This is a genomic window from Paenibacillus sp. FSL R7-0179 (genome assembly GCF_038002265.1).
Taxonomy (GTDB): domain Bacteria; phylum Bacillota; class Bacilli; order Paenibacillales; family Paenibacillaceae; genus Paenibacillus_AQ.
Genome location: NZ_JBBOCC010000003.1, coordinates 1 through 20,977, shown reverse-complemented (window position 1 = coordinate 20,977; position 20,977 = coordinate 1). Strand labels below are relative to the sequence as shown.

Below are 20,977 nucleotides of genomic sequence, written 5' to 3'. Positions count from 1 at the left end.
TTCCGTACAATGGAATGTTGAACAAAGGCTAGTTTTTACCCAAAATACAACATTCTACTGTATGAAATACAATAGAATCTCATTCTACGGTCAGTAATCCATTTTCTATTGCAGGAAATACAATCACCTACTTAAATGTAAGAGTAGCAGGCTGCAGCGGGTGCAATATCAGCCTAATATCAGCCCGATGTTCATCTCAGACATTAAGCCGCTTGCTGAAGGTTTGCCATGCCCCGGCGAATGTACAAGTGGTATGCTTAATCGAACATCCATACATTACCTCATCTATGGAATGAATTCATTTCTTGCGATAGGCTACATAGGTCACAGCGTCATAAACTGCCCCTGCCGGGCCAGGTACGCTTCCTTCTCCTTATAGTCCGGCATGATACTTCCCAAGCGCCGCCAGAAGGAACGGTCATGATTCATATGCAGCAGATGACACAGCTCATGAATGATGACATAGTCGATCACTTCAGGCGGTGCCATGGCCAGGCGGTAGTTGAACGTCAGCTTGCCGTCAAAGCTGCAGCTCCCCCACTTGGTCCGCGATTCCACGATCTCGACACTCTTCGGCTTCACTCTGAGCTGCGTCTGGTAGGGCTTGATGCGCTCAGCGATGATTTTTTTCAAACTGGCCGTGTAGAACTTCTTCAGCGCAAGCTTCAACCCCTCCGCATCCGCCTGCCGGTCCCCAATCAGCTCATGCAGCGCATACTCCTTCCCCAAGTACAAGAAGGCTTCTTCGCCGCCCTCATAAGCCTTAACCTTCGGCACCTGCCGGGCCGCGGCATTGCTGCGCAGCTTCTCCAGAATCTTCGGGCTTAAGGTTACTACCGCACCGAGGATCGTCTCTTCACTCGTTCCCTTGGGCGCTTTAACGGTAATGAGATCCGAGCCGTCCACCGTTACGGAGAGCTTCTTGCGCTTAGCATACTGGACATGTAACGTAACCATCTGATCTTCTAGTTGAATCTGCATAGCCACCATCGTTTCTGTAATTTCTATTACACCCTAATATACCGGATAACCGGATACAAACACCGCCAGATACAGTAGTCCCCCCACAATGAATAGCGTCGTGAGCAGGATGTCCTTCCACTTCTTATCCTCCGTCAATAGCACAGCCGCGAAGGCCAGCGGAAAAGCTACAGCGAAATAACGCGGAGCAGACAGCAGCCAAGTCGGGGCCACCACATAGACGAAATAGGCGATCAGGTACGCCATATAAGCAGGATTAAGCTTCTTCGCACTGCGGAGCATCATGAAGAGAACCAGGAGGATTGCGCACAAATTCGGCAGCCATAGCCCCAGGAACGACCGGTAATCGGCATCCTTGAAGGTATTCACCGCATATTCCATCTGATATCTCACGGTATCGAAAAAGAAGTAGAACCGCTGCGACCAGTGCTCCCGCTGATAAATACTGAACTGGAACGCGTTGCCCGTCACATTGTAATTGATGTAGAGATAAGCCAGCAGACCTAACGAGACGCTTACCAGGGAGAGGACAGCCAAGATCAGCTTATTCGTAAAAGCCTTCCGGTCCATTGACTTGTAGCCAGCGGCCAGCTCCCGGGCAAATTCCACGGCAATCGGCACGGCCAGCAGAATTCCCGGGGAACGGGTGAATCCGGCCAGCGCCGCGCAGAGACAGCCCAGCAGCCAGCGCTTTTTGCGCACAAAATACAGCGCCATCAGGGAGAGCAGCAGGAACAAAGCCTCCGTCATGGGAAGGAAGAAAAAGAAGGCCGACGGAAAGATGAAGATGTACTTCACTACCCGCAGGGCATTCCTGCGCCCCATATCCAGCCGGGCCAGTTCATAGGCGAACAACGCTGCTGCAAGCGTGCAGAGATTGGCTACAACAAATCCGGCAGCCATATAATTGCCTGTGAAGAACTGCGCCAGCTTGATCATAACGGGGAAGAACGGCAGAAATACAATATGAAATCTGGGGTCCCCTTCCGTCACATACCACCGCTCAGCAATGCCCAGATAGGACATCGCATCAATTCCGCGGATATGCCACATCTCAATGAACCGGGAGAACAGGCTGCCGGAGCCTCCCTCCCGAAGCACCCAGAATACATAAGCCGCCAGGATCAGCAGCACGCGGCTGAATATCACCCACAGCACAATCTTCCACCAGGTCCGCTGCCGTTCCTCCGGCGAGTCGTCCGTATTCAACGCCCGCAGTGCGCCGGGGTTCTTGATGTATCCGGTTATAGCGGGAATGGCCCGCAGGCCCGTCCAGATAAATAGAGCCAGACAGAGCAGGGAAGCCAAGGTTCCCACCAGGGTCCAGGTATGCACGGACACGGCCCATACCCAGACAGCTATTATCATAACAAGTATAAAGAGCGCTGAAATTGCTGTATTGACCTTTTTCACCATAGCCTCCGGTTCCGCAGCCTTTGCGGTAATAAGTAGTCTTCAATCCGTCTTTTTCTCATTTTCTTATAGAAATGCCTGCAGCACAATGATTAGTTTGAAGCGACATTGCAAAAAAGGAACACTGCGTAAAATTCAGCAGCGTTCCTCTTCAGTACAGCATAAGGTAATCCTTAGTCAGGATTTCGGAAGTAACGGGAAATGACAGGCTACCGGACGGCCTGGCAGGACCTCTTCCAGCAGCGGCTCCACTAAGCGGCATTTGTCTTGGACGAACGGGCAGCGGGTATGGAACCGGCAGCCGGAGGGCGGATTGGCCGGGGAGGGCACATCCCCCTCCAGCATAATTCGCTCCTGCTTGCGCCTTGGTGTCGGCTTGGGTATAGCCGAGAGCAGGGCGGCAGTATACGGATGGAGCGGAGCCGCGAACAGCTCCTCCGTCTCTCCTACCTCCACCAGCTTACCCAGATACATGACCCCAACACGGTCAGAGATATGCCGGACTACGTTAAGACCATGCGCAATGAACAGGAAGGTTAGTCCCAGCTCCTTCTGCAGCTTCATCAGCAGGTTAATAACCTGGGATTGCACGGATACGTCCAGCGCAGACACGGCCTCATCGGCCACAATAAATTGCGGATTCAGCGCAATCGCCCGGGCGATGCCAATACGCTGGCGTTGTCCGCCGGAGAATTCATGCGGATAGCGGTTCCGGCGGCTGGCATCCAGACCCACCAGCTCCATCAGCTCGACCACCCGGGCATCGATCTCCTTGCCGGACATCTTCCAGTGAATACGCAGCGGCTCGCCGATAATATCCTTGACGAGAAAGCGCGGATTCAGCGACCCGAACGGGTCCTGGAAAATAATCTGCATCTCTTCCCGCAGCTTCCGCATGTCACGCGAACCCAGCGAATGGATATCCTGGCCCTTGAATAACACCTGCCCCCCGGTCGCACTCTGCAGGCGGAGGAGTACCCGTCCGAAGGTGGATTTGCCGCAGCCGGATTCGCCAACCAGCCCGAACGTCTCACCTTGGCGGATCGCCAGATTGACTCCATCCACCGCCTTCACCTGCCCGACGGTCCGGTTAAGCAGGCCCTTGGTGATCGGGAAATATTTCTTAATATCTTTAACTTCCACCAGCACTTCAGAAGAAGCCGGTAGTTTACGGTCTGGTACGGTTGCTGCCCTATTCATCATGCGCGCTTCGCCTCCCTGCTGGTATCCGCTGAAACCGGCTTATCCTTGAACAGCCAGCAGGCGGTCCGGTGATCATCAGAGATCAGGAAATCCGGCGGCTCCTGGCTCCGGCAGATCTCCATCGCATGCGGACAACGCGGGTGGAAACGGCAGCCCGCAGGCAGCTGTCCGATCGGCGGAATCGTTCCACTGATCGTATAGAGCTCGCCTCCCCGGCCGCCTTCAAACCCCGGAATGGACTGGAGCAGCCCCACAGTATACGGATGACTCGGATGGTCGAAGATCTCTTCTACACCACCCTCTTCCACGATAGCGCCCGCATACATGACAGCAATGCGGTCTGCCATCTCGGCAGCAACCCCCATGTCGTGGGTAATCAGCAGGATTGACATCCCAAGCTCCGACTGAAGCTTGCGCAGCAGATCCAGGATCTGCGCCTGCACAGTAACATCAAGCGCGGTGGTCGGCTCATCGGCAATCAGCAGTTCAGGGTTACAGGCCAGCGCAATCGCAATGACTACGCGCTGGCACATCCCGCCGGACAGCTCATGCGGATACTGCTTTGCACGTATTTCCGGTGCGGGTATGCCCACCAATCGGATCAGATCTACCGCCAGCTTCAGCGCTTCTGCATCCTTCTTATTCTGATGCAGCCGCAGACTCTCAGCAATCTGCTCGCCTATGGTGAAGACCGGATTCAGCGAAGACATCGGGTCCTGGAAGATCATCGCGATCTGGTTGCCGCGGATTTCCCGCATCTCCTCCTGGCTCTTGCGCCCCAGATCCTGTCCATGGAAGTCAATCTGTCCATCCAGGATCATACCGCCCGCATAATCGATCAGGCGCATGATCGCCAGCGAGGTGACACTTTTGCCGCTGCCGGATTCGCCTACAATACAGACCGTCTGACCTTTATTTACCGTAAGAGAGATGCCGTCGGTTGCTTTGAGCAGCCCCTTCTCTGTCGCGAAGCCGGCGGTTAGCTTCCGGATTTCGAGTAGTTTTTGCGCCATTGTTCCAGCCTCCTCCGGGATTTGGTCACTTGCTGTCTGGGATCAAGGGCATCCCGGATGCCGTCGCCGATAAAGTTAACCGCCAGCACCACCATCAGGATACAAAAGCCCGGATATACCGCCTGCATCGGATCAATCAGCATGAACTCCTGCGCATTGCTAAGCATCAGCCCCCAGCTCGTAGCCGGAGCCTGGATACCAAGACCCAGATAGGACAATGCGGATTCACTGAGAATCGCACCGCCGACCATCAATGTGGCATTAACAATGATCGGGAAGCTTGCATTGCGGAGCAGATGCCGGAAGATGATCCCCCAGCTGGATACGCCGATTGCTTTGGCGGCCTCCACATACTGCATTTCCCGCAGCTGCAGGAAGGTTCCCCGTACCAGCCGGGCAATGCTCATCCAGCTCGTGAACGCCAGAATCAGGATCATGAATTTAATCTGTGTTCCGAACAGCGCCATCACCAGGATATTTAGGAACAGGGACGGCACGGAGTTCATGACGTCAACAATCCGCATGAATACCGTATCCACGAATCCGCCGAAGTAACCCGAGATCGCACCGACCACCGATCCGACCAGCACGGATACAAAAGCAACAGAGAAACCGATAAGCAGCGAGATCCGCGCACTGTACAGGAGTCTGCTGAGAATATCCCGGCCCAGCTCGTCGGTGCCGAGCGGATGTCCCTCCGCTCCAGGCTTCAGGTTGGCGAACATCAGATCAATCTTCTCCGGCCCATAGGAGGTCAGGAACGGGGCGAAGATCGCCAGCAGGACAAAGATAAGCAGGACGGCCAACCCGCCCATGGCAAAAGGATTGCGTGAAAACTTCTTCCACAGTACTCTCCACGGGCCGGGAGGTCTGTCCATATCCACCACGGGAATTTCCGGGTCGGTCCCGCCCGGCATCGGACTCATATCCGGCGTTCCTAGCGGCTTGGATACTTTTCCTTTGATAAGCTCTGTATTGTCTGTACTCATGCTGCCTTCCCCCCTTGCTTGCCGAGCTTCACCCGGGGATCAACTACGACATACAGTATATCTGCCAGCAGATTGCCAATGACGACCATCACAGCCGTGACGATCGTCACAGCCATCAGTGCCGAATATTCGCGTGCAGTGGCCATCTCTACGAACCAACGGCCCATTCCCGGCCAGTTGAATACATTCTCTGTTAGTGCGGCCCCTCCCACCAGGATCGGAAGATCAAGACCTAGTATCGTAATAATTGGAATTAGTGCATTGCGCAGGGCATGGCGGAAGACGACCTTCCGTTCCTTGACTCCTTTGGCCCGTGCCGTCCGGATATAATCCTGATCCAGCACCTCCAGCATACTGGCCCGCGCATACTTCATATAAGAAGCCAGGAACCCAAGTGCCAGCACGGTAACCGGCAGCACCAGATGCATGAATAAATCAGCTATACTGTCTTCCTTGCCTCTTGTATGCATATCCGACAATGGGAACCAGTCCAGCTTGAGCGACAGCCACTGCTGCAATAGAATCCCGAACCAGAAGGTCGGCATGGCGAAGCCCAGATAAGAAATGAACGAAGCCGTCTGATCCGATAAACCATAGACTTTGGTACTATTATAGATTCCCCAGGGAATTGCGATTAGCAGCGATACCAGCCAAGCCGCCCCCATCAGGATTATGGTATTGCCAATACGCGGCCAGAGCAGGTCTGAGATCGCAATATGGTTCTTGAAGGTATATCCCAGATCTCCTTGCAGCAGGTCACCGATCCAGCGGAAATACTGTATATAAATCGGCTGATCCAGTCCCAGGTTCTTGGCTTGCTGCGCAAATATTTCCGGCGTCAGTCCCGGTGCGAGCATCACTTGTGTAGGGCCGCCCGGAGCCGCATGGATGAGAAGAAAGGTTAGTATGGTAATCAGAAAGATGACCAGTACCGATTGAAGCACTCTACGTATCAGGTATTCTGTCATTGGCTATCCTCCTAGAGATGGTAAGGCGATAGATTACGGAAGGCCCCCCCCATTTATACAAAAGGGGGAGGTGAAAGAGAAATCTCTTTCACCTCCCGCAAGTCTATTCAGTTAGTCGGTACGTTACTCGGTTACCCACCATTTGATAGCGTGGAAGAACTGTCCGTAGCCCAGTGACGGCTCAGGAGCATCCTCCTCTGCCCAGTGCACTCTAGGTCCTGTTCCGATCGCCTGACCATACTGATACAGGAATACATAAGGAAGGTCGGTCGAGATTTCTTTACCTACTTCTTTGTAGACTTCTTTGCGCTTAGCCTGATCTACCGTAGAATATCCGTCTACCCACAGCTTATCCAGCTTCTCATTCTTATACCAGCCGCTGTTCTGTCCGGCAGGCGGGAAGTACTTGGAGGAGAAAATGCTCTCTGCATCCGGGTCTGGTGTACTCAGGGACCATGCCAGCAGCAGCGCCTGATATTTACCCGGCGTTACGTTCTGGTCAATCCATGCAGCGAAATCAATCGCCTTAGGCTTTACTTCAATACCGACATCCTTCAGGTTCTGCTGGATAACAGCCGCTACCTGTTCACGGCGGCTGTTGCCGGCATTATACTGCAGCTCGAAGGAGAAGCGGTGGCCGTCTTTTACCAGAATGCCATCCTTGGCATCCGCAACCCAGCCATCTTCAGCCAGGAGCTTCTTGGCCGTCTCGGCATTGTAATCATAGTTCACAGCAGCATCACCCGGGTCAGCCCAGGTATCAGGCAGGAACGGTGCATTCATTAGTGCGCCTACACCCTTCAGGATATTGTCCACCATCCCTTGACGGTTCAGGGCGTGAGCAATCGCCTGTCTGGTCTTCTGTCCCTGGAACAGGCCATAGCCATCCGGGAAGTTCTTGCCGTCAAAGTTGAAGTTAACATATTCGTACTGTGCACCCGGCTTCTGGATGATATCAATCTTGCCATTAGCCTTAACTGCTTCAACCTGGGTTACAGGAATCGCACTGATATGGTCTGTGTCACCCTTCATAATCGCCTGAACCTCAGTGTTCTGGTCAGCATAGATCTTATAGATCACCTGAGCGATATGAGGCTTCACGGTTCCCCAGTAGGCGGGATCGGCATCCAGGGTATGGCTCTCGCCCTGCTTCCAGGCCGTCCACTTCCAAGGTCCGCTTGTAACGGTCTTGGCCGGATCAGTACCGAAGGCGTTCTTCTGCATTTCGGTCGGCTTCACATCCTTCAGGACATGGGCCGGAACAATCTCCTGAACGAGGGCATACAGGAACGGGGCGTAAATCTGGGACATTGTGAATTTCACCGTGTGGTCATCGATCTTCTCCACGGTCTTCACCTTATCAAAGGCACTGATCAGGGGCGAGCCTGTCTCCTTATTCTTGGCCGTTTCCACGGTATAGACTACATCATCTGCAACGACGGGCTGGCCGTCACTCCATTTGGCGGTATCCTTCAGCTTCACGGTGTAAGTCAAACCATCTTCGGAGATCTCCGGCAGCGCGGCAGCCAGCGACCAATCCTCTGCCTGTACATTGCCTTCACGGTCGAGATTGTACAGCTTGGCAAAGACGAATTGGGCCACATCACCAGACGCAGTATCATTAACTAAGAGGGGATTAATATTAACAATATCGGAGAATGAGCTTGTAACCAGTGTTCCGCCGTCAACCGGCGCGTCAGCCGCGGGTGCCTCCGTAGCCTCAGGCGCCGTACTCTCTGCCGGAGCTGTAGTGGCTGCAGGCGCACTTGTTGAAGAACCCGCAGTGTTATTCGTACTGCATCCTGTAAATAGAACCCCTACCAACGATAAGACTAGTAAACCTGACCACCATTTTCTCTTTTTCGCCATTCCTTTACTCCTCCTTAGTTAAGTGCTTGTTCCTGCTCTTCAAAGCTTCTCGGGAGACTGGGATGCTCCGGATCGTTGTGCGCCTAAGACTTCTAATGACCGCCTTTGCAGTACATGTTACATAACATCACACCTAATATATATGGAAGGAATGCGATGAATAGACCGCAGGTCAATTAGGGTCAGGGACAACTTTACCGGCGGGAAGCCTTACAACTTCCCTCATAAATTATGGTTTATATTACATGTGAATATATCTTACGTCAATATATTTATTTATCGCTGCGGAATCTTACTTTTTTGCTATTGAAACATTTACTTCCAATGAATTTTGGAATAACTGTAAAAAAACCTTTGTTAAATTATTTCAATGAGTTTAATCGGGTTAGTATTTATGACACTTTCTTATCATTTTCGCTATTTTTCGACACTGTTCATCATATTTCCGTGTGTTTCAGCGCTAATCCTCTAGTTATCTAGCCCTTTTCAGACACAAAAAAAAAGGATAACGGCTCCGGGCTCCCTCTGCCCCCGGCTCATTATCCTTCATTGTAATGCTGATGCTTTTGTTATTTTTTCGACAAAATCGTGACTGAATTACTCTACCGACTTCAGCGCTTCAATCATATGAATCCGCTTGAGCTTGATGTGCATGAAAACCATTACGATCCCTGAGAATAGTATGGTCAGTAGCGCTGCATAAATATAGCTCTGCCACTTGATGAGCGGAGCGAACATGGTGGCATCAAGCTCGGCGGTCGACAGGACGAACCGGTGCAGGATCACCCCCAGGGCACTGCCGGACAAGATGCCGAGGAGAGTCAAGAGAATATTTTCCCGGTAAATATACAGAGTAACTTCCTTATCATAGAAGCCGAGCACCTTAATCGTAGACAACTCGCGGACCCGCTCAGATACGTTAATATTGGTCAAATTGTACAGAACCACGAAGGCCAGCGCGGCAGCAGAGACAATCAGCACCACCATGACGATATCCATACTGTCCATAGTTTCCTCGAAGGCTTCTCCCACTCCGCTGGAAAAGCTGGCCAAGGCCACCTGTCCATTCGCAGTCAGCTTCTCCCCGAAGGCGCTCTCCCACTCTTTATCTTTGCCGCTGTAATTCAATAATTGCGTATTATAGACCGGCTCCTTGCCGAACAATTCCGTGTAATAAGCTGGAGTCATGTACACATAATGCAGCACATAGTTCTCAGTGACCGCCGCTACCTTGACCTGGAATGGCTCATTGTTGCTGTCAAGAAGTGTCACTGCATCCCCTGGGGCAACATCATACAGCTTAGCCAGCTTCTCAGTAATGACCGCGCCTTCGTCACCCAGTACACGCGGCTTGCCGGTGCTGCGGTCCTTAAGATTAACGAAAGACGCCAGCTCAGCTGTATCCGAGGGAACAAAGATCCGCACCTCCTGGTCGTTCACGCCTTTGGCCCGGGCCGTCATAGCCTCCTGCAGCACATTCAGCGTGCTTGTCACCGCAGTCTCCTGTTCAATCAGCTTCTTATAGGATGCCTGATCTGAGGCGGCTGCATTATCATGCAGGGCCACCAGGGCGCTGTATTTCATAATCCCGCCGAACTGCCGCTCCGCAATGCTGCCGATGGAATCCTTCAGCCCAAAGCCGGTCAGGATCAGCGCGGTACAGCCTGCCACCCCGATAACGGTCATGAACATCCGCTGCTTGTAGCGGAACAGGTTGCGGGCCGTCACCTTTTGCACGAAGCTGAGCTTTCTCCACAGGAAGGTGAAGCGCTCCAGCAGAATCCGCTGCCCGCTCTTCGGTGCCTTGGGCCGCATCAGCACAGAGGCGTTGCTCCGCAGCTCCACCCGGGAAGCGATCATCGCCGTCATCGTTGTACAGACCAGCGCCACGATGATGGAAATAACGGCGTAAGAAGGATAGAAGCTCTTGATCACATCCGGCAGGTTATAGAGCGAGCTGTAAGCATTATAGATAAGGTCCGGGAAGAACGTGAAGCCGACCGCCAGACCTGCAATTGACGCCGCTAGGCTGGCGAGTGTTCCGTACACCAGAAACTTGGTCATAATGTCCATAGAGCCGTATCCAAGTGCCTTCATCGTCCCGATCTGGAGCCGCTGCTCCTCCACCATGCGGGTCATCGTGGTTAAGCTGACAAGCGCTGCAATCAGGAAAAAGAATACCGGAAAAGCCGACGCAATCGCGGACAAACGGTCCGCATTATCCTTGTATTCGGCGTATCCCGGGTTAATCGTGCGGTCTGCCACATATACCTTCGGCAGCTCCGGCTGGCTCTGTGCGGCGGATGCCTGTTGTTGTTGTTGCGGCTGCTGTTGCGTCCCCTGCTGAGCCGCAGCCTGCTGAGCCGCCGCTACCGCCTCCGCTTTCAGCTCCTCCAGACGCTGCGCCGGGTAATCCTTCAGCGCCTCCTCCACCCCGGAAAGATGCTGCTCAATCAGCTTATCATACGCTGGCGTATAGGCTGTTTGGGCAGCCGTATCCTTGAAGCTGAGGTATGCTTCCGTATATACAGGAAGTGTAAAATCCCCTTCCGGGATGACAGCGAACGCATCCAGGGTCCCTTTGCCGATGCGGCTGGTTCCACGGTTCGCGGTCTCAATATATTGCGGACTCTGCGCGAAGCCTACTACGGTATAAGTCTTGGTCCGGAAGCTCTGTTCAGGCTTCTCTCCGGCTTCCCCGCCGAAGGTAATGGAATCGCCGAGCTTGAATTTGTCCTGTTCGCGCAGGTGTTCATCCAGTACAATCTCTCCAGAGGCTGCCGGAAGATGCCCGGCGGTGAGCTTGTAGCCGTTCAGTTCATTATGGTCTGCATATGAATAGACCTTGGCAATCAGCCCGCTGTCGCCAAGAAAGACATCGGAGCTGTATACAGGCTGAACCGTCTGCACTCCAGGTATCCCCCGAAGCTGCTCAATCCCTTGCTCCGACAGGCCGTAAGTGGACTGGACCCGCAGATCCATCAGCCGCAGATCCTTATAATAGGTTGCTGCGGTATCCAGCATATCCGGCCCGGCCGACTTGATCCCGGAGAAGAAGCTGACCCCCAGCATAATAATCGCAAAGATCGAGAGGAACCTCGCCTTGGTGCGGCCGATTTCCCGAAAAACATCCTTCCATAGTGCCCGTTTCTTCATCATTCCCGGCCCCTTACCATTCGATATCTTCCACGGATACCGGTGCTGGATTCTTCACCATTTTCCGTACCTTGGCGTTGTTAATTTCAATGACCCGGTCGGCCATCGGAGCAATCGCCAGGTTATGCGTGATCACAATCACCGTTGTGCCGGTGTCGCGGCAGGTATCCTGCAGCAGCTTAAGCACCTGCTTGCCGGTGTTGTAATCGAGCGCACCGGTCGGCTCATCACAGAGCAGCAGCTTCGGCTGCTTCGCCAGCGCTCTGGCAATAGCCACGCGCTGCTGCTCCCCGCCCGAGAGCTGGGCCGGGAAGTTATTCAGCCGCGCGCCAAGGCCCACATCCTCCAGCACCTTCCGGGCATCCAGCGCCCGGGGCGAAATCTGCGAAGCCAGCTCGACATTCTCCAGAGTGGTCAGATTAGGGACCAGATTATAGAACTGAAACACGAAACCCACGTCATTACGGCGGTAGCCGGTCAATTCCTTGGCGCTGAAACGTGCGATGTCAGTACCGTCCACAATGACCTGGCCTTCGTCGGCGGAATCCATCCCGCCCAGTATGTTAAGCACCGTTGACTTTCCCGCCCCGCTGGGCCCTACAATTACAGCAAATTCACCCTTTTCAATCTCGAACGCAATGCCGTCATTGGCGACAATCAGGGTCTCCCCCATCTTATAGCGCTTATATTCGTCCTTCACCGTTACGAATGCCATGCCGTCTCCTCCTGTCTTCTCCACAAACCGCTAATGTACCAGAACTGGCAGATACGATTCAATTATTCCAGTGTAGCACATGAACCCCCTATGATGGCAAAAGTGGAGGCATCACGCATTGCTCCTCCCGGCGGAAAAGGAAAACCGCCGCTTCGCGGCACGTACGCGGAGCACGTGCGAGTACGTGGAGCACGCGGAAGGACGCGGAGCACGTGCGAGTAAGAGGAGCAAGCGGAAGGACCCCGGAGCAAAACAGGCGGGTCGCAGCAAGAGTAAGCAAGCGGAAAAACGTATCTTAATTCCCGGATTACCAATATATTTCCGGAAGCAAGTGGAAAAATAGCATCTAATCAGGTCAATTTTGCTATTTTAGATGAAACGGGCGGATTTAAGTGGCTTTTTTCCAACTGTTGTCTGTTATTAGACCCAACCTTAATTAGCTAATGCCATTCATCCAACTATTTCCTGCTGATCTGCCTGCCAGTCTCTTCTCCTAGCCCATTTCTCCCTCAAAAGAATGAAGCTTCATCCTCCAGCTGCTCCGGCTGCCACGGCAGCTAAGTCCCCGCTGAATCCAGGTGACGCAGACTGCCAGCAAGTTTTCCCCTCACAGCAAAAAACCTCCTGACGGAGGTTTTTACCCGATGTTCTTGCCCGATGCTGCTACTCAACCTTAATTTATGGGGTCGGCATTCCGCCGTTGGCATTCAGGGTCTCGCCGCTGACATAGCTAGATTCCTGGCTGGCCAGGAATACATAAGCCGGGGCCATTTCAGCCGGTTGGCCGGGGCGTCCCAGCGGGGTCTTGGCTCCGAACTCCTTCAGGACTTCCTCCGGCTGTCCGCCGCTTACCTGAAGCGGAGTCCATACCGGTCCCGGTGCGACAACGTTCACCCGGATTCCCTTCGGCGCCACCTGTTGGGCGAACGCCTTGCTGAAGGTATTGATCGCGCTCTTGGTGGTGGCGTAATCCAGCAGAATCTCTGAAGGCTCATAGGCCTGAATCGAGGATGTATTAATAATCGTACTACCCGGCTTCATATGCTTCACCGCTGCCTTACAGAGCCAGAAGAGCGAGTAGACATTCGTCTTGAAGGTAGCATCGAACTGTTCTGTAGTCAGATCGGCTATTGTCTTCACGAACTGCTGCTTACCGGCGATGTTAGCCAGGATATCAATCCCGCCCAGCTCCTCTACGGCCTTGGCAATCAACTGCTCGCAGTACTTCTCGTCCTTCAGATCGCCCGGCAGGGCCACTGCCTTGCGGCCGGCTTCCTCTACGAGCTTAACCACTTCCTTCGCGTCAGCTTCTTCCTCCGGCAGATATGCCAATACCACATCCGCGCCTTCACGGGCAAAAGCAATCGCCACCGCCCGCCCGATTCCGCTGTCCGCTCCGGTGATTACTGCTTTCCGTCCGGTGAGCCGTCCGCTGCCCTTGTAGGTGCCCGCTCCGTCATCGGGACGCGGATGCATCTTCGTCTCCAGGCCGGGGCTGGGCTGCTGCTGCTCGAATTCCGGCGTAGCCTTTTCATATTGCTGCACAGGATCTTGAATCTTATATTGATTACTCATGATAATATTCCTCCTCTGTTCGCTTCTGATTGTGTAGGCTTCTGACTCTTTCTATGTAACCAGCTTCCCTTTTTCCTAAACGAATTATGTATGAGTGCAGCAACAAAAACAAAAGCCCCCTGCCAAAGAGCAAGGGGCCATAGCTGTAAAATATAAATAGTTCAGAATTCTTCGTACACAGCCGGGTCCTGGTCCCACAGCGGTCCGGTGGACGGAAGCTCAGCAATCACCTTCATCTCCGCCTCCGACAGCTCAAAGCCGAAAATTTCTAAATTTTCCCGCTGATGCTCCTCCGACTGCGATCTTGGAATCGGAACCGCTCCCAACTGCACATGCCAGCGCAATACAATCTGCGAGACGGACTTGCCCCGGTCTGCGGCAATGGTTCGCAGCTGTTCATTCTTCAGCAGATCCTCGCCGCGTCCCAGCGGACTCCAGGATTCTGTGACGATTCCGTGCTGCTCATGATACGCGCGCTGCTCCGCCTGCTGATAGAAGGGGTGCAGCTCAACCTGGTTCATCGCCGGTACCACACCTGTTTCCTTAATCAGACGGTCCAGATGCTCCGGCAGGAAGTTGCTGACGCCGATTGAACGGATCAGCCCTTTTGCCCGCGCATCAATCAGTGCCTGCCATGCTTCCACATACAGGTTCACCTTGGGATTCGGCCAGTGGATCAGGTACAGGTCATAATAGTCGAGTCCGGCCCGGTACAGCGATTCCTCAATCGTCTTGACCGCCTCATCATACTTATGATGCCGGCCCGGCAGCTTGGAAGTAATGAACAGCTCTTCTCTCGGGACACCACTCTGCCGTACCGCCTCCCCGACAACGCCCTCATTCTCGTAGTTGAATGCGGAATCGATCAGACGATACCCCAGATCCATTGCCGTCTTCAGGCTCTCTACACCCTTCGCGCCTCTGATCCACGCGGTTCCGAAGCCGATGGCCGGCGCCTTCACCCCGTCGTTCAGCAGTACTTCCGGAATATGATTCGTCATGTTTAAGTGCCTCCTGTGTGAAGATCATCGATCTCATGCTTCGTTATTCCTCATTCAGACGGATCAAATGCCGGTACTGCCATTCGCGCTCCTGCATCACGGCAGAAGCGGCCAGGCCGGGTCCGGCTGCTTCGTACACCGCCTTAACCGCATAAGTGGCGGCATGCACCGCATGGGTGGCTACATGGGCGGTAGCCGCTGCATGACCCGCAGCGCGGCAAGCCGCACAGGCCGCTGCCGGACTTACCTCACGCGCAGCCGAGTGGGCCGCGAACGCAGCTTGCCGTGCAGCGGTCATCTTCAGCTCCCTGCGCACCCAGGCGCGTCCGGCTTCTACTGCCTGCCGGGGCCGCTTCTCTTCCGGGGATGCCGCCTCCACATAAGGCAGTACCCGTTCTGCACAGTCCCCGGCCCAGGCAGCCAATACTTCGTGCTGACTTGTGGCGGCCAGTGCGGCGATGGATTCATCCAGCCCGTCAGCGGCCAGCTTGGCCTTCACTCTACTCCTCCAGCAGCCCCTGCCGGAAGCTTAACCAGCACCTGATACTGCTTACCCGCTTCCAGTTCCTTCAGAACACCGTCTTCCACAATCTGTCCGTCCAGATAGACCTCGATTGCCGCTACGCCGGATTCACGCTTCATCTCAATCTCCAGCCCCGCGCCTCTGAAGCTTCGCTTCACGGTTGCCTCCTGCCAACTGGAAGGAAGCTGCGGCTTCACCTGAAGCCCTTCCCGGCAGCCTTGCAGGCCGAACAGCCCGTCGATCAGGCAACGGTACACCCACGGAACGGTTCCGGTGTTGAACAGGTGGCTGGAACGTCCGGCAGTCTGCGGGAACTGCTTGTAAGCACCCCGGTAATAGTTAGGGATGAACACCGGCAGCTGGCCCCGCCGGATGATATCCCCGATATCGGGCCCGGGGAGCATTTTGCGCAGCAGACGGTACGCGTGATCCTGTTCACCCACTGCATACAAGCCATAGATATAGAAGGCAGCGGCATGGTTGTAGACTGCACCGTTCTCGGCTGTCCCCGGATGCTTCTGGGTGACCCGGCCCACATCCTCGCGCATGGCGGTATAGGACGGGGCGAGCTTTTCCACTCCGTACGGGGTCTCCAGCTGTTCATGGACCGACCTCATCAGCTTCGCCCGCTTCTCCTCATCGGCCGCACCGCTGAGCAGCGCCCAGCCCTGGGGATTAATGAAGATCCGGCCTTCCTTGTCGCTGCTGATTCCGAACACCACATTGTCATCGGTAATCCCCCGCGCATACCACTCGCCATCCCAGAAGTACTGATTAACGAGCTTATTCGTCTCCTCCGCTGCATGGCGGAAGGTCTCAGCGATATCCGTACGGCCGCTCCGCTCACAAATATCCGCCCAGACCATACACGCATACGCGGTAGCGATGGTCAGCCAGCCGGACACACCTTGTCCCCGGTACCCTACCATATTCATCGGGTCGCACCAGTCTCCCTGATTGATATAATTCAGGCCGCGCTCATCCCGCTCATGCAGCAGCCACTGCACCGCACGGTCGATATGCTCATGCACAGGCCCTGTCTCCAGGCCGCCCGCATACGATACTTCCTCATCCAGAATGCTGTAATCATCCGTCTCATCCAGGTAGGTACTAAGGCAAATCGGCAGCCAGACACAATGGTCCGTATGCGGAACCTGATTGATATATTTCAGTTCAGCCGCTTCATGCAAAATAATGCCGTCCGGCATCGCTCCGCTGGCCTCCTGCTGGCTTAAGGCCGTCAGGAACGCGTCTCTTGCCGTCTGCGGCTTAAGGTAGCTCATCCCCATATTATCCTGCAGATAATTCCGGGTCTGCGGGTCGGTGGTCAGGCGGTTGGTCTGCCCGTGATAATACATCTGCCGGGGCAGCCAGTGGTTGACCAGATTGTCGAGGTCCGCATCCGGCGTGGAGATCTCAATGCTCCCTCTGCCTTCCGCAATGTACTGCGCATATTCCCGCTCGGCGCGCACGAATCCGTCGTCGCCTGCCGCATCGGTATCCAGGAACAGCTTCCGGCGGATCTCGGCGATTCTCTGCTCACTCCGGGCCGGGCCGAAGATGAAGCGGTATTCACGTTCTTCCCCCGCAGCCAGGTCCATACTGTATTGCAGGGCGGCAACCGGGGTCTCATAACGGGCTTCGCCTTGCGCCAGCCGCTGACTCTTAAGCGCTGACGGCGAGCCGATTCCGCCTTCGCCCTCGAAGGCTTCCTGATTCACTTCCCAGGAGGCCGGGGCATGGTCGGCCAGCAGGAAGGTTTTGTCCTTCAGATGCTTGATTTTGGCATAGTCCTGATATTTCTGATAAGGGGTGACCGCTGTAGCCACGATTCCCTGCAAGGCTTCCTTATACTCGCCCGACTGATTCATCCATGACATGTAGCCGATGGTGAAGTAGGGATAGATGCTGATCTTGCGGGGAGCGTCGGACAGATTGGTCACCTTCACCCGCCACAGCTCCATCGGATCATCCTTAGGCAGGCTTAGCGTCATCTCTATCGCGATCCCGTTCTTCTCGATGGTCCATACAATATTATGTTTACCTACCGCAAAAGTGTAATGATCCGGAGGGGTGCGGACAGGCTCATAGGGGGCAGAGAACAGTTCGCCGTTCTCCTCATCCTTAACATAGACGAAGCGTCCGGGGTGATGGGCATAATAAGGCTGCTCCGGCTGCATGAACGTCTTGGCCTCCAGATTCGGCGCATAGGAATACTTCGCAGGCTCGGGCTGCATGAACTGGGCTACCGCATAGCCCCGGCAGTTCATATGAATCATCATCTGCTCATTCCACAGGAACCCCGAAGCCTTGGGGAGGATTGTGGGACTGGACAGCTCATAATATTCGTTATCTTCAGATGCTCTGATCATTCTCATGCCTCTCTTTCTGGAATAAATATCCATCATTCTAGTATGCTTTATTCAAGAATACGCTCTCATAGGTTTGGGGGCAAGTCTACCAGGCGGGGGAAATTCAATTTCATACTTGAATTATTTAATCATTTGAACCATATCACCTGGTGTGACGCGACACCAGCAATCGCAGGGAACGAACTCATTTACGGTATCCCTATATCCTCTTGCTCAAGGGTGCGCAACGTAATAAATTTCAATCAAGCATTTCAGGCAAACTCAAATAGCACGCACTGATTACATCTCAGTACGCGCTACAAGTTTGCTTTCTCAATCTTTTCTTCCTTAAATATAGAAGCAAATCTTTATGCAATAAAGTTATAACAAAGGTAATTTATCCAAGTCTATCTTTGCGTTAGTACAGTTTTCTTTTATTTTTTTTATAAACTCAGGTGTATCCTCTCGGGATGGTAAAGATAAAAGTACTCTTCCTTTATTTGAAATTATTTCAATTCTTGTAGTTGTCCATGCTGGAGAAGCCGAGGAATCCTCAGACAATCCAACCGAATGTATGGAATTATAGGGGATTGATTTGTTCCGGAACCCAAATACATACCTAAATGCATTGTCCTCAAAGACAAAATAACATCTAATTAGATAAAACGTACACACCCCAAACAACAGTGTAAAACCTGAAGCTAGATAAATAAGTAAACTTGTATCCATACGATAAATAGAAAGTACAACAGTCAGAAATGCTACCAGAAGAATTATTACGAAAATCGGACTCCTTCTAATCTTAATAGACATTTTAATACCTCCTTATAATATGGAATTACTATAAAATATTTGGAATATATAAGATATATTATTTCGCAGCTTCATGTAAACTACTGCTTTCTATACTGTTCTGAGGAATCCCACTTGGTGACGATCAAAGTCTATATTAATAAGTTTAATATATGAAAACTAGTACCTTGACCAAGGATAGATTTACTTTTAAGCACTCCATATAGAATCATATGGGGGACTTACCAATGAACAAAAAATACATGATTAACTGAACGATGAAGAACGCGAACGGATTCAACAGCTTCTTCATACAAAGGAGACTTCTCGGGGAATCCGAAATCGCTGGCTCATCCTCATGTTAGTCGATGAAAGTCAAGGAGTCTTTCCCAAGCAGATGGAGATTGCCCAAACGATTAGGTGTCAGTGACGTTACAATCCACCTTGTACCCGTGGCTTGGAGGCTACCCTGAGTATCACAAGCGGCAGGATTCAGGTACGCCTGCGATCATTACAGGAGGACTAGAGACCAGAATCATAGCATTGGCCTGTTCGGAGCCACCTGCGAGCTACGCTCATTGGACCGTTCGTATGTTGACGCATCGAGTCATCGAACTAAATATTATGGAATCGGTGGGACGAGAGACCATTCGGACAACCTTAAAAAAACGAAACTTAAGCCTCATCTAAAGAAACAATGGTGCATTCCCCCGAAATCCAGCATCGAATTTGTTGCCCGAATGGAGAATGTTTTTGAGACCTACGCCCTGCCCAAGGATCCTGAAATTCCACCGATCTGTATGGACGAACAGCCGATTCAGCTTCTGGATGATTCTCGTCCATCCGAGAGGATGAAACCGGGACAAGTACAGCGCGAAGATTATGAATACGTGCAAAGGGGAGCTGTAGTATGTGTTTACCGAACCGTTAGCTGGATGGCGTCATGTACAGGCTAGCGAAAGACGAACCAAAGTCGATTGGGCACTTCAAATCCAGAAATTACTGGATCAACACTATCCAGACGCGAAACGGGTTCGGCTCGTGATGGACAACCTGAACGCTCGATGATGATCCAATCGGCGCATTGGCTCTATTGAACAATTGCAACGCGAAATCACAGCATTGGGAAGTCGACCGGAATCAGGCACGAAAATCCGTGGAGTGGCACTTTATCACTACAAGGGCCAGAGGGAAATCGAAAAATTTGTATCCTGAAATTTGTGGTCAAGGTACTAGATTCTCTTAAAACAAAAATATTTAATCCTCCAGCTCAATATACTGATCGGACAGATGATCAAAGAGATTATCATGTGATATAACGATTATGATTTTTTCTTTTTTTATCTGCTCTATATATTTTATTAGTTTTGTTGTAGTGTCAATATCCAAATTAGTCAGTGGTTCATCTAGTATTATTACAGGACTATTTTTTATTAATGCCCGAAATAAATTAATTTTCTGTTTTTCTCCTCCTGATAATAATATGTTTTTTTGATAAAGATTTGAATCAATTGTTATATTGAGCTTTTTCATAATATTATCAAGATCGAACAATTCAATTAATTGATTAAAAAGTATTTCATTATAACCTTTATTCCCCATAAGAATGTTTTCTTCAATTGAACTATTAAGGATGTATGGGGTTTGTGTTGCAATACTTATCGATCCTCTAAGAGAACGTTTAGAAATAGTATTAACATTCTTATGGTTAATTTCAATTATCCCGCTACCTATAGGTAATAATTTTGTTAGCATTCTTATCAAAGTTGTCTTTCCACTTCCATTTTTTCCTTTCAACACCGTCAAGGTTCCCTGCTTAAGTTTGGTGTCGACATGAAGATGTTTATTTCCTTTATAATGAAAATATTCATCAATTTTTATTCTTATAGACTCGATTTCATTTATATGTTTAGTTCCATCCTCTACTGAGTGTTCATCAACAAAATTCTGGTAACGTCGAAGACTAACAGAGAAATCCTGGTAACTCCAGAATGAAGCCAAGACCGCCCCCCATGTGGAGGGCAAAAGTGATGTAAACGCATAGACACTAATAAATTGTCCTACATTAATATCACTATTCGATAATAAAAAGACTGATATTAAAAAAACTCCTAATAACCAAAATTGTACTAAGATTGATCCCAAGCTGGAACCGAGAAGACTTATACGTTTTTGTTTTAGATAGTATGAAATCATATTTTTAAACTTACTATCGAATTTAACTATCGAATCATTTTCACAATTATACAAAGTAATGAGCTCCATAATTTCAAAATGCTCATTCATTTCTCCAACAATTTGTTGTTCCAAGGTTTTTGTCGCCTGAAACACTTTCTTCAATGGGTTTTGAAAAAAGAAGAACTCTAAAGCTAATATTAACATCATAGCTAGAGTGAATATTAATAAGATGACATTGATTTTTGAAATA

15 protein-coding genes are annotated in these 20,977 nt (G+C 51.7%); all 15 read right to left on the bottom strand.

Translation table 11 applies throughout. From position 1 onward, the window contains the following. Positions 1-324 precede the first annotated feature (324 nt). Positions 325-981 carry a M48 family metallopeptidase gene (locus tag MKX63_RS32420; RefSeq protein WP_341023439.1) on the bottom strand — a complete coding sequence of 219 codons (657 nt, stop codon included), beginning with the start codon at positions 979-981 and terminating at the stop codon, positions 325-327. Between the two features lie 33 nt (positions 982-1,014). Continuing rightward, positions 1,015-2,349, bottom strand: a complete 1,335-nt coding sequence (locus MKX63_RS32415) for a hypothetical protein (RefSeq protein WP_341023433.1) — start codon at positions 2,347-2,349, stop codon at positions 1,015-1,017. A 222-nt stretch (positions 2,350-2,571) separates the two neighbouring features. Beyond that, the gene (locus tag MKX63_RS32410; RefSeq protein ID WP_341023430.1) at positions 2,572-3,597 is read right to left on the bottom strand and encodes an ABC transporter ATP-binding protein; all 1,026 of its coding nucleotides are present in this window, start codon (positions 3,595-3,597) and stop codon (positions 2,572-2,574) included. After that, a complete protein-coding gene (locus MKX63_RS32405; RefSeq protein WP_341023429.1) occupies positions 3,594-4,610 on the bottom strand; it encodes an ABC transporter ATP-binding protein in 1,017 nt (338 codons plus the stop codon). The genes MKX63_RS32410 and MKX63_RS32405 overlap by 4 nt, the downstream gene beginning before the upstream one ends. After that, positions 4,577-5,536, bottom strand: a complete 960-nt coding sequence (locus MKX63_RS32400; protein WP_341023440.1) for an ABC transporter permease — start codon at positions 5,534-5,536, stop codon at positions 4,577-4,579. The genes MKX63_RS32405 and MKX63_RS32400 overlap by 34 nt, the downstream gene beginning before the upstream one ends. A 59-nt stretch (positions 5,537-5,595) precedes the next feature. Beyond that, a complete protein-coding gene (locus MKX63_RS32395) occupies positions 5,596-6,567 on the bottom strand; it encodes an ABC transporter permease (protein ID WP_341023427.1) in 972 nt (323 codons plus the stop codon). Between the two features lie 123 nt (positions 6,568-6,690). Continuing rightward, positions 6,691-8,436, bottom strand: a complete 1,746-nt coding sequence (locus MKX63_RS32390) for an ABC transporter substrate-binding protein (RefSeq protein ID WP_341023424.1) — start codon at positions 8,434-8,436, stop codon at positions 6,691-6,693. Positions 8,437-9,033: 597 nt separating this feature from the next. Continuing rightward, a complete protein-coding gene (locus tag MKX63_RS32385) occupies positions 9,034-11,592 on the bottom strand; it encodes an ABC transporter permease (protein WP_341023421.1) in 2,559 nt (852 codons plus the stop codon). Positions 11,593-11,605: 13 nt separating this feature from the next. Further along, the gene (locus MKX63_RS32380; RefSeq protein ID WP_341023416.1) at positions 11,606-12,307 is read right to left on the bottom strand and encodes an ABC transporter ATP-binding protein; all 702 of its coding nucleotides are present in this window, start codon (positions 12,305-12,307) and stop codon (positions 11,606-11,608) included. A 678-nt stretch (positions 12,308-12,985) separates the two neighbouring features. After that, complete coding sequence (locus MKX63_RS32375) at positions 12,986-13,882, bottom strand: SDR family oxidoreductase (protein ID WP_341023414.1); 897 nt, start codon at positions 13,880-13,882, stop codon at positions 12,986-12,988. Between the two features lie 161 nt (positions 13,883-14,043). Beyond that, positions 14,044-14,883: an aldo/keto reductase gene (locus MKX63_RS32370; RefSeq protein WP_341023411.1), complete on the bottom strand. Its 840-nt coding sequence runs from the start codon at positions 14,881-14,883 to the stop codon at positions 14,044-14,046. Between the two features lie 43 nt (positions 14,884-14,926). Next, the gene (locus MKX63_RS32365) at positions 14,927-15,382 is read right to left on the bottom strand and encodes a putative immunity protein (protein WP_235218408.1); all 456 of its coding nucleotides are present in this window, start codon (positions 15,380-15,382) and stop codon (positions 14,927-14,929) included. Then, positions 15,379-17,778 carry a GH36-type glycosyl hydrolase domain-containing protein gene (locus MKX63_RS32360; protein WP_341023408.1) on the bottom strand — a complete coding sequence of 800 codons (2,400 nt, stop codon included), beginning with the start codon at positions 17,776-17,778 and terminating at the stop codon, positions 15,379-15,381. The genes MKX63_RS32365 and MKX63_RS32360 overlap by 4 nt, the downstream gene beginning before the upstream one ends. A gap of 360 nt (positions 17,779-18,138) precedes the next feature. Then, a complete protein-coding gene (locus MKX63_RS32355; protein WP_341023406.1) occupies positions 18,139-18,570 on the bottom strand; it encodes a PH domain-containing protein in 432 nt (143 codons plus the stop codon). A 1,236-nt stretch (positions 18,571-19,806) separates the two neighbouring features. Further along, the coding region (locus MKX63_RS32350; protein WP_341023403.1) for an ABC transporter ATP-binding protein at positions 19,807-20,977 on the bottom strand (1,171 nt) is incomplete at its 5' end.

What these genes read in the sequence shown, in the direction of transcription:
- MKX63_RS32420 (WP_341023439.1), bottom strand. Translation starts at nt 981, where the DNA reads ATGCAGATTCAACTAGAAGATCAGATGGTTACGTTACATGTCCAGTAT.
- MKX63_RS32415 (WP_341023433.1), bottom strand. Translation starts at nt 2,349, where the DNA reads ATGATAATAGCTGTCTGGGTATGGGCCGTGTCCGTGCATACCTGGACC.
- MKX63_RS32410 (WP_341023430.1), bottom strand. Translation starts at nt 3,597, where the DNA reads ATGATGAATAGGGCAGCAACCGTACCAGACCGTAAACTACCGGCTTCT.
- MKX63_RS32405 (WP_341023429.1), bottom strand. Translation starts at nt 4,610, where the DNA reads ATGGCGCAAAAACTACTCGAAATCCGGAAGCTAACCGCCGGCTTCGCG.
- MKX63_RS32400 (WP_341023440.1), bottom strand. Translation starts at nt 5,536, where the DNA reads ATGAGTCCGATGCCGGGCGGGACCGACCCGGAAATTCCCGTGGTGGAT.
- MKX63_RS32395 (WP_341023427.1), bottom strand. Translation starts at nt 6,567, where the DNA reads ATGACAGAATACCTGATACGTAGAGTGCTTCAATCGGTACTGGTCATC.
- MKX63_RS32390 (WP_341023424.1), bottom strand. Translation starts at nt 8,436, where the DNA reads ATGGCGAAAAAGAGAAAATGGTGGTCAGGTTTACTAGTCTTATCGTTG.
- MKX63_RS32385 (WP_341023421.1), bottom strand. Translation starts at nt 11,592, where the DNA reads ATGAAGAAACGGGCACTATGGAAGGATGTTTTTCGGGAAATCGGCCGC.
- MKX63_RS32380 (WP_341023416.1), bottom strand. Translation starts at nt 12,307, where the DNA reads ATGGCATTCGTAACGGTGAAGGACGAATATAAGCGCTATAAGATGGGG.
- MKX63_RS32375 (WP_341023414.1), bottom strand. Translation starts at nt 13,882, where the DNA reads ATGAGTAATCAATATAAGATTCAAGATCCTGTGCAGCAATATGAAAAG.
- MKX63_RS32370 (WP_341023411.1), bottom strand. Translation starts at nt 14,883, where the DNA reads ATGACGAATCATATTCCGGAAGTACTGCTGAACGACGGGGTGAAGGCG.
- MKX63_RS32360 (WP_341023408.1), bottom strand. Translation starts at nt 17,778, where the DNA reads ATGATCAGAGCATCTGAAGATAACGAATATTATGAGCTGTCCAGTCCC.
- MKX63_RS32355 (WP_341023406.1), bottom strand. Translation starts at nt 18,570, where the DNA reads ATGTCTATTAAGATTAGAAGGAGTCCGATTTTCGTAATAATTCTTCTG.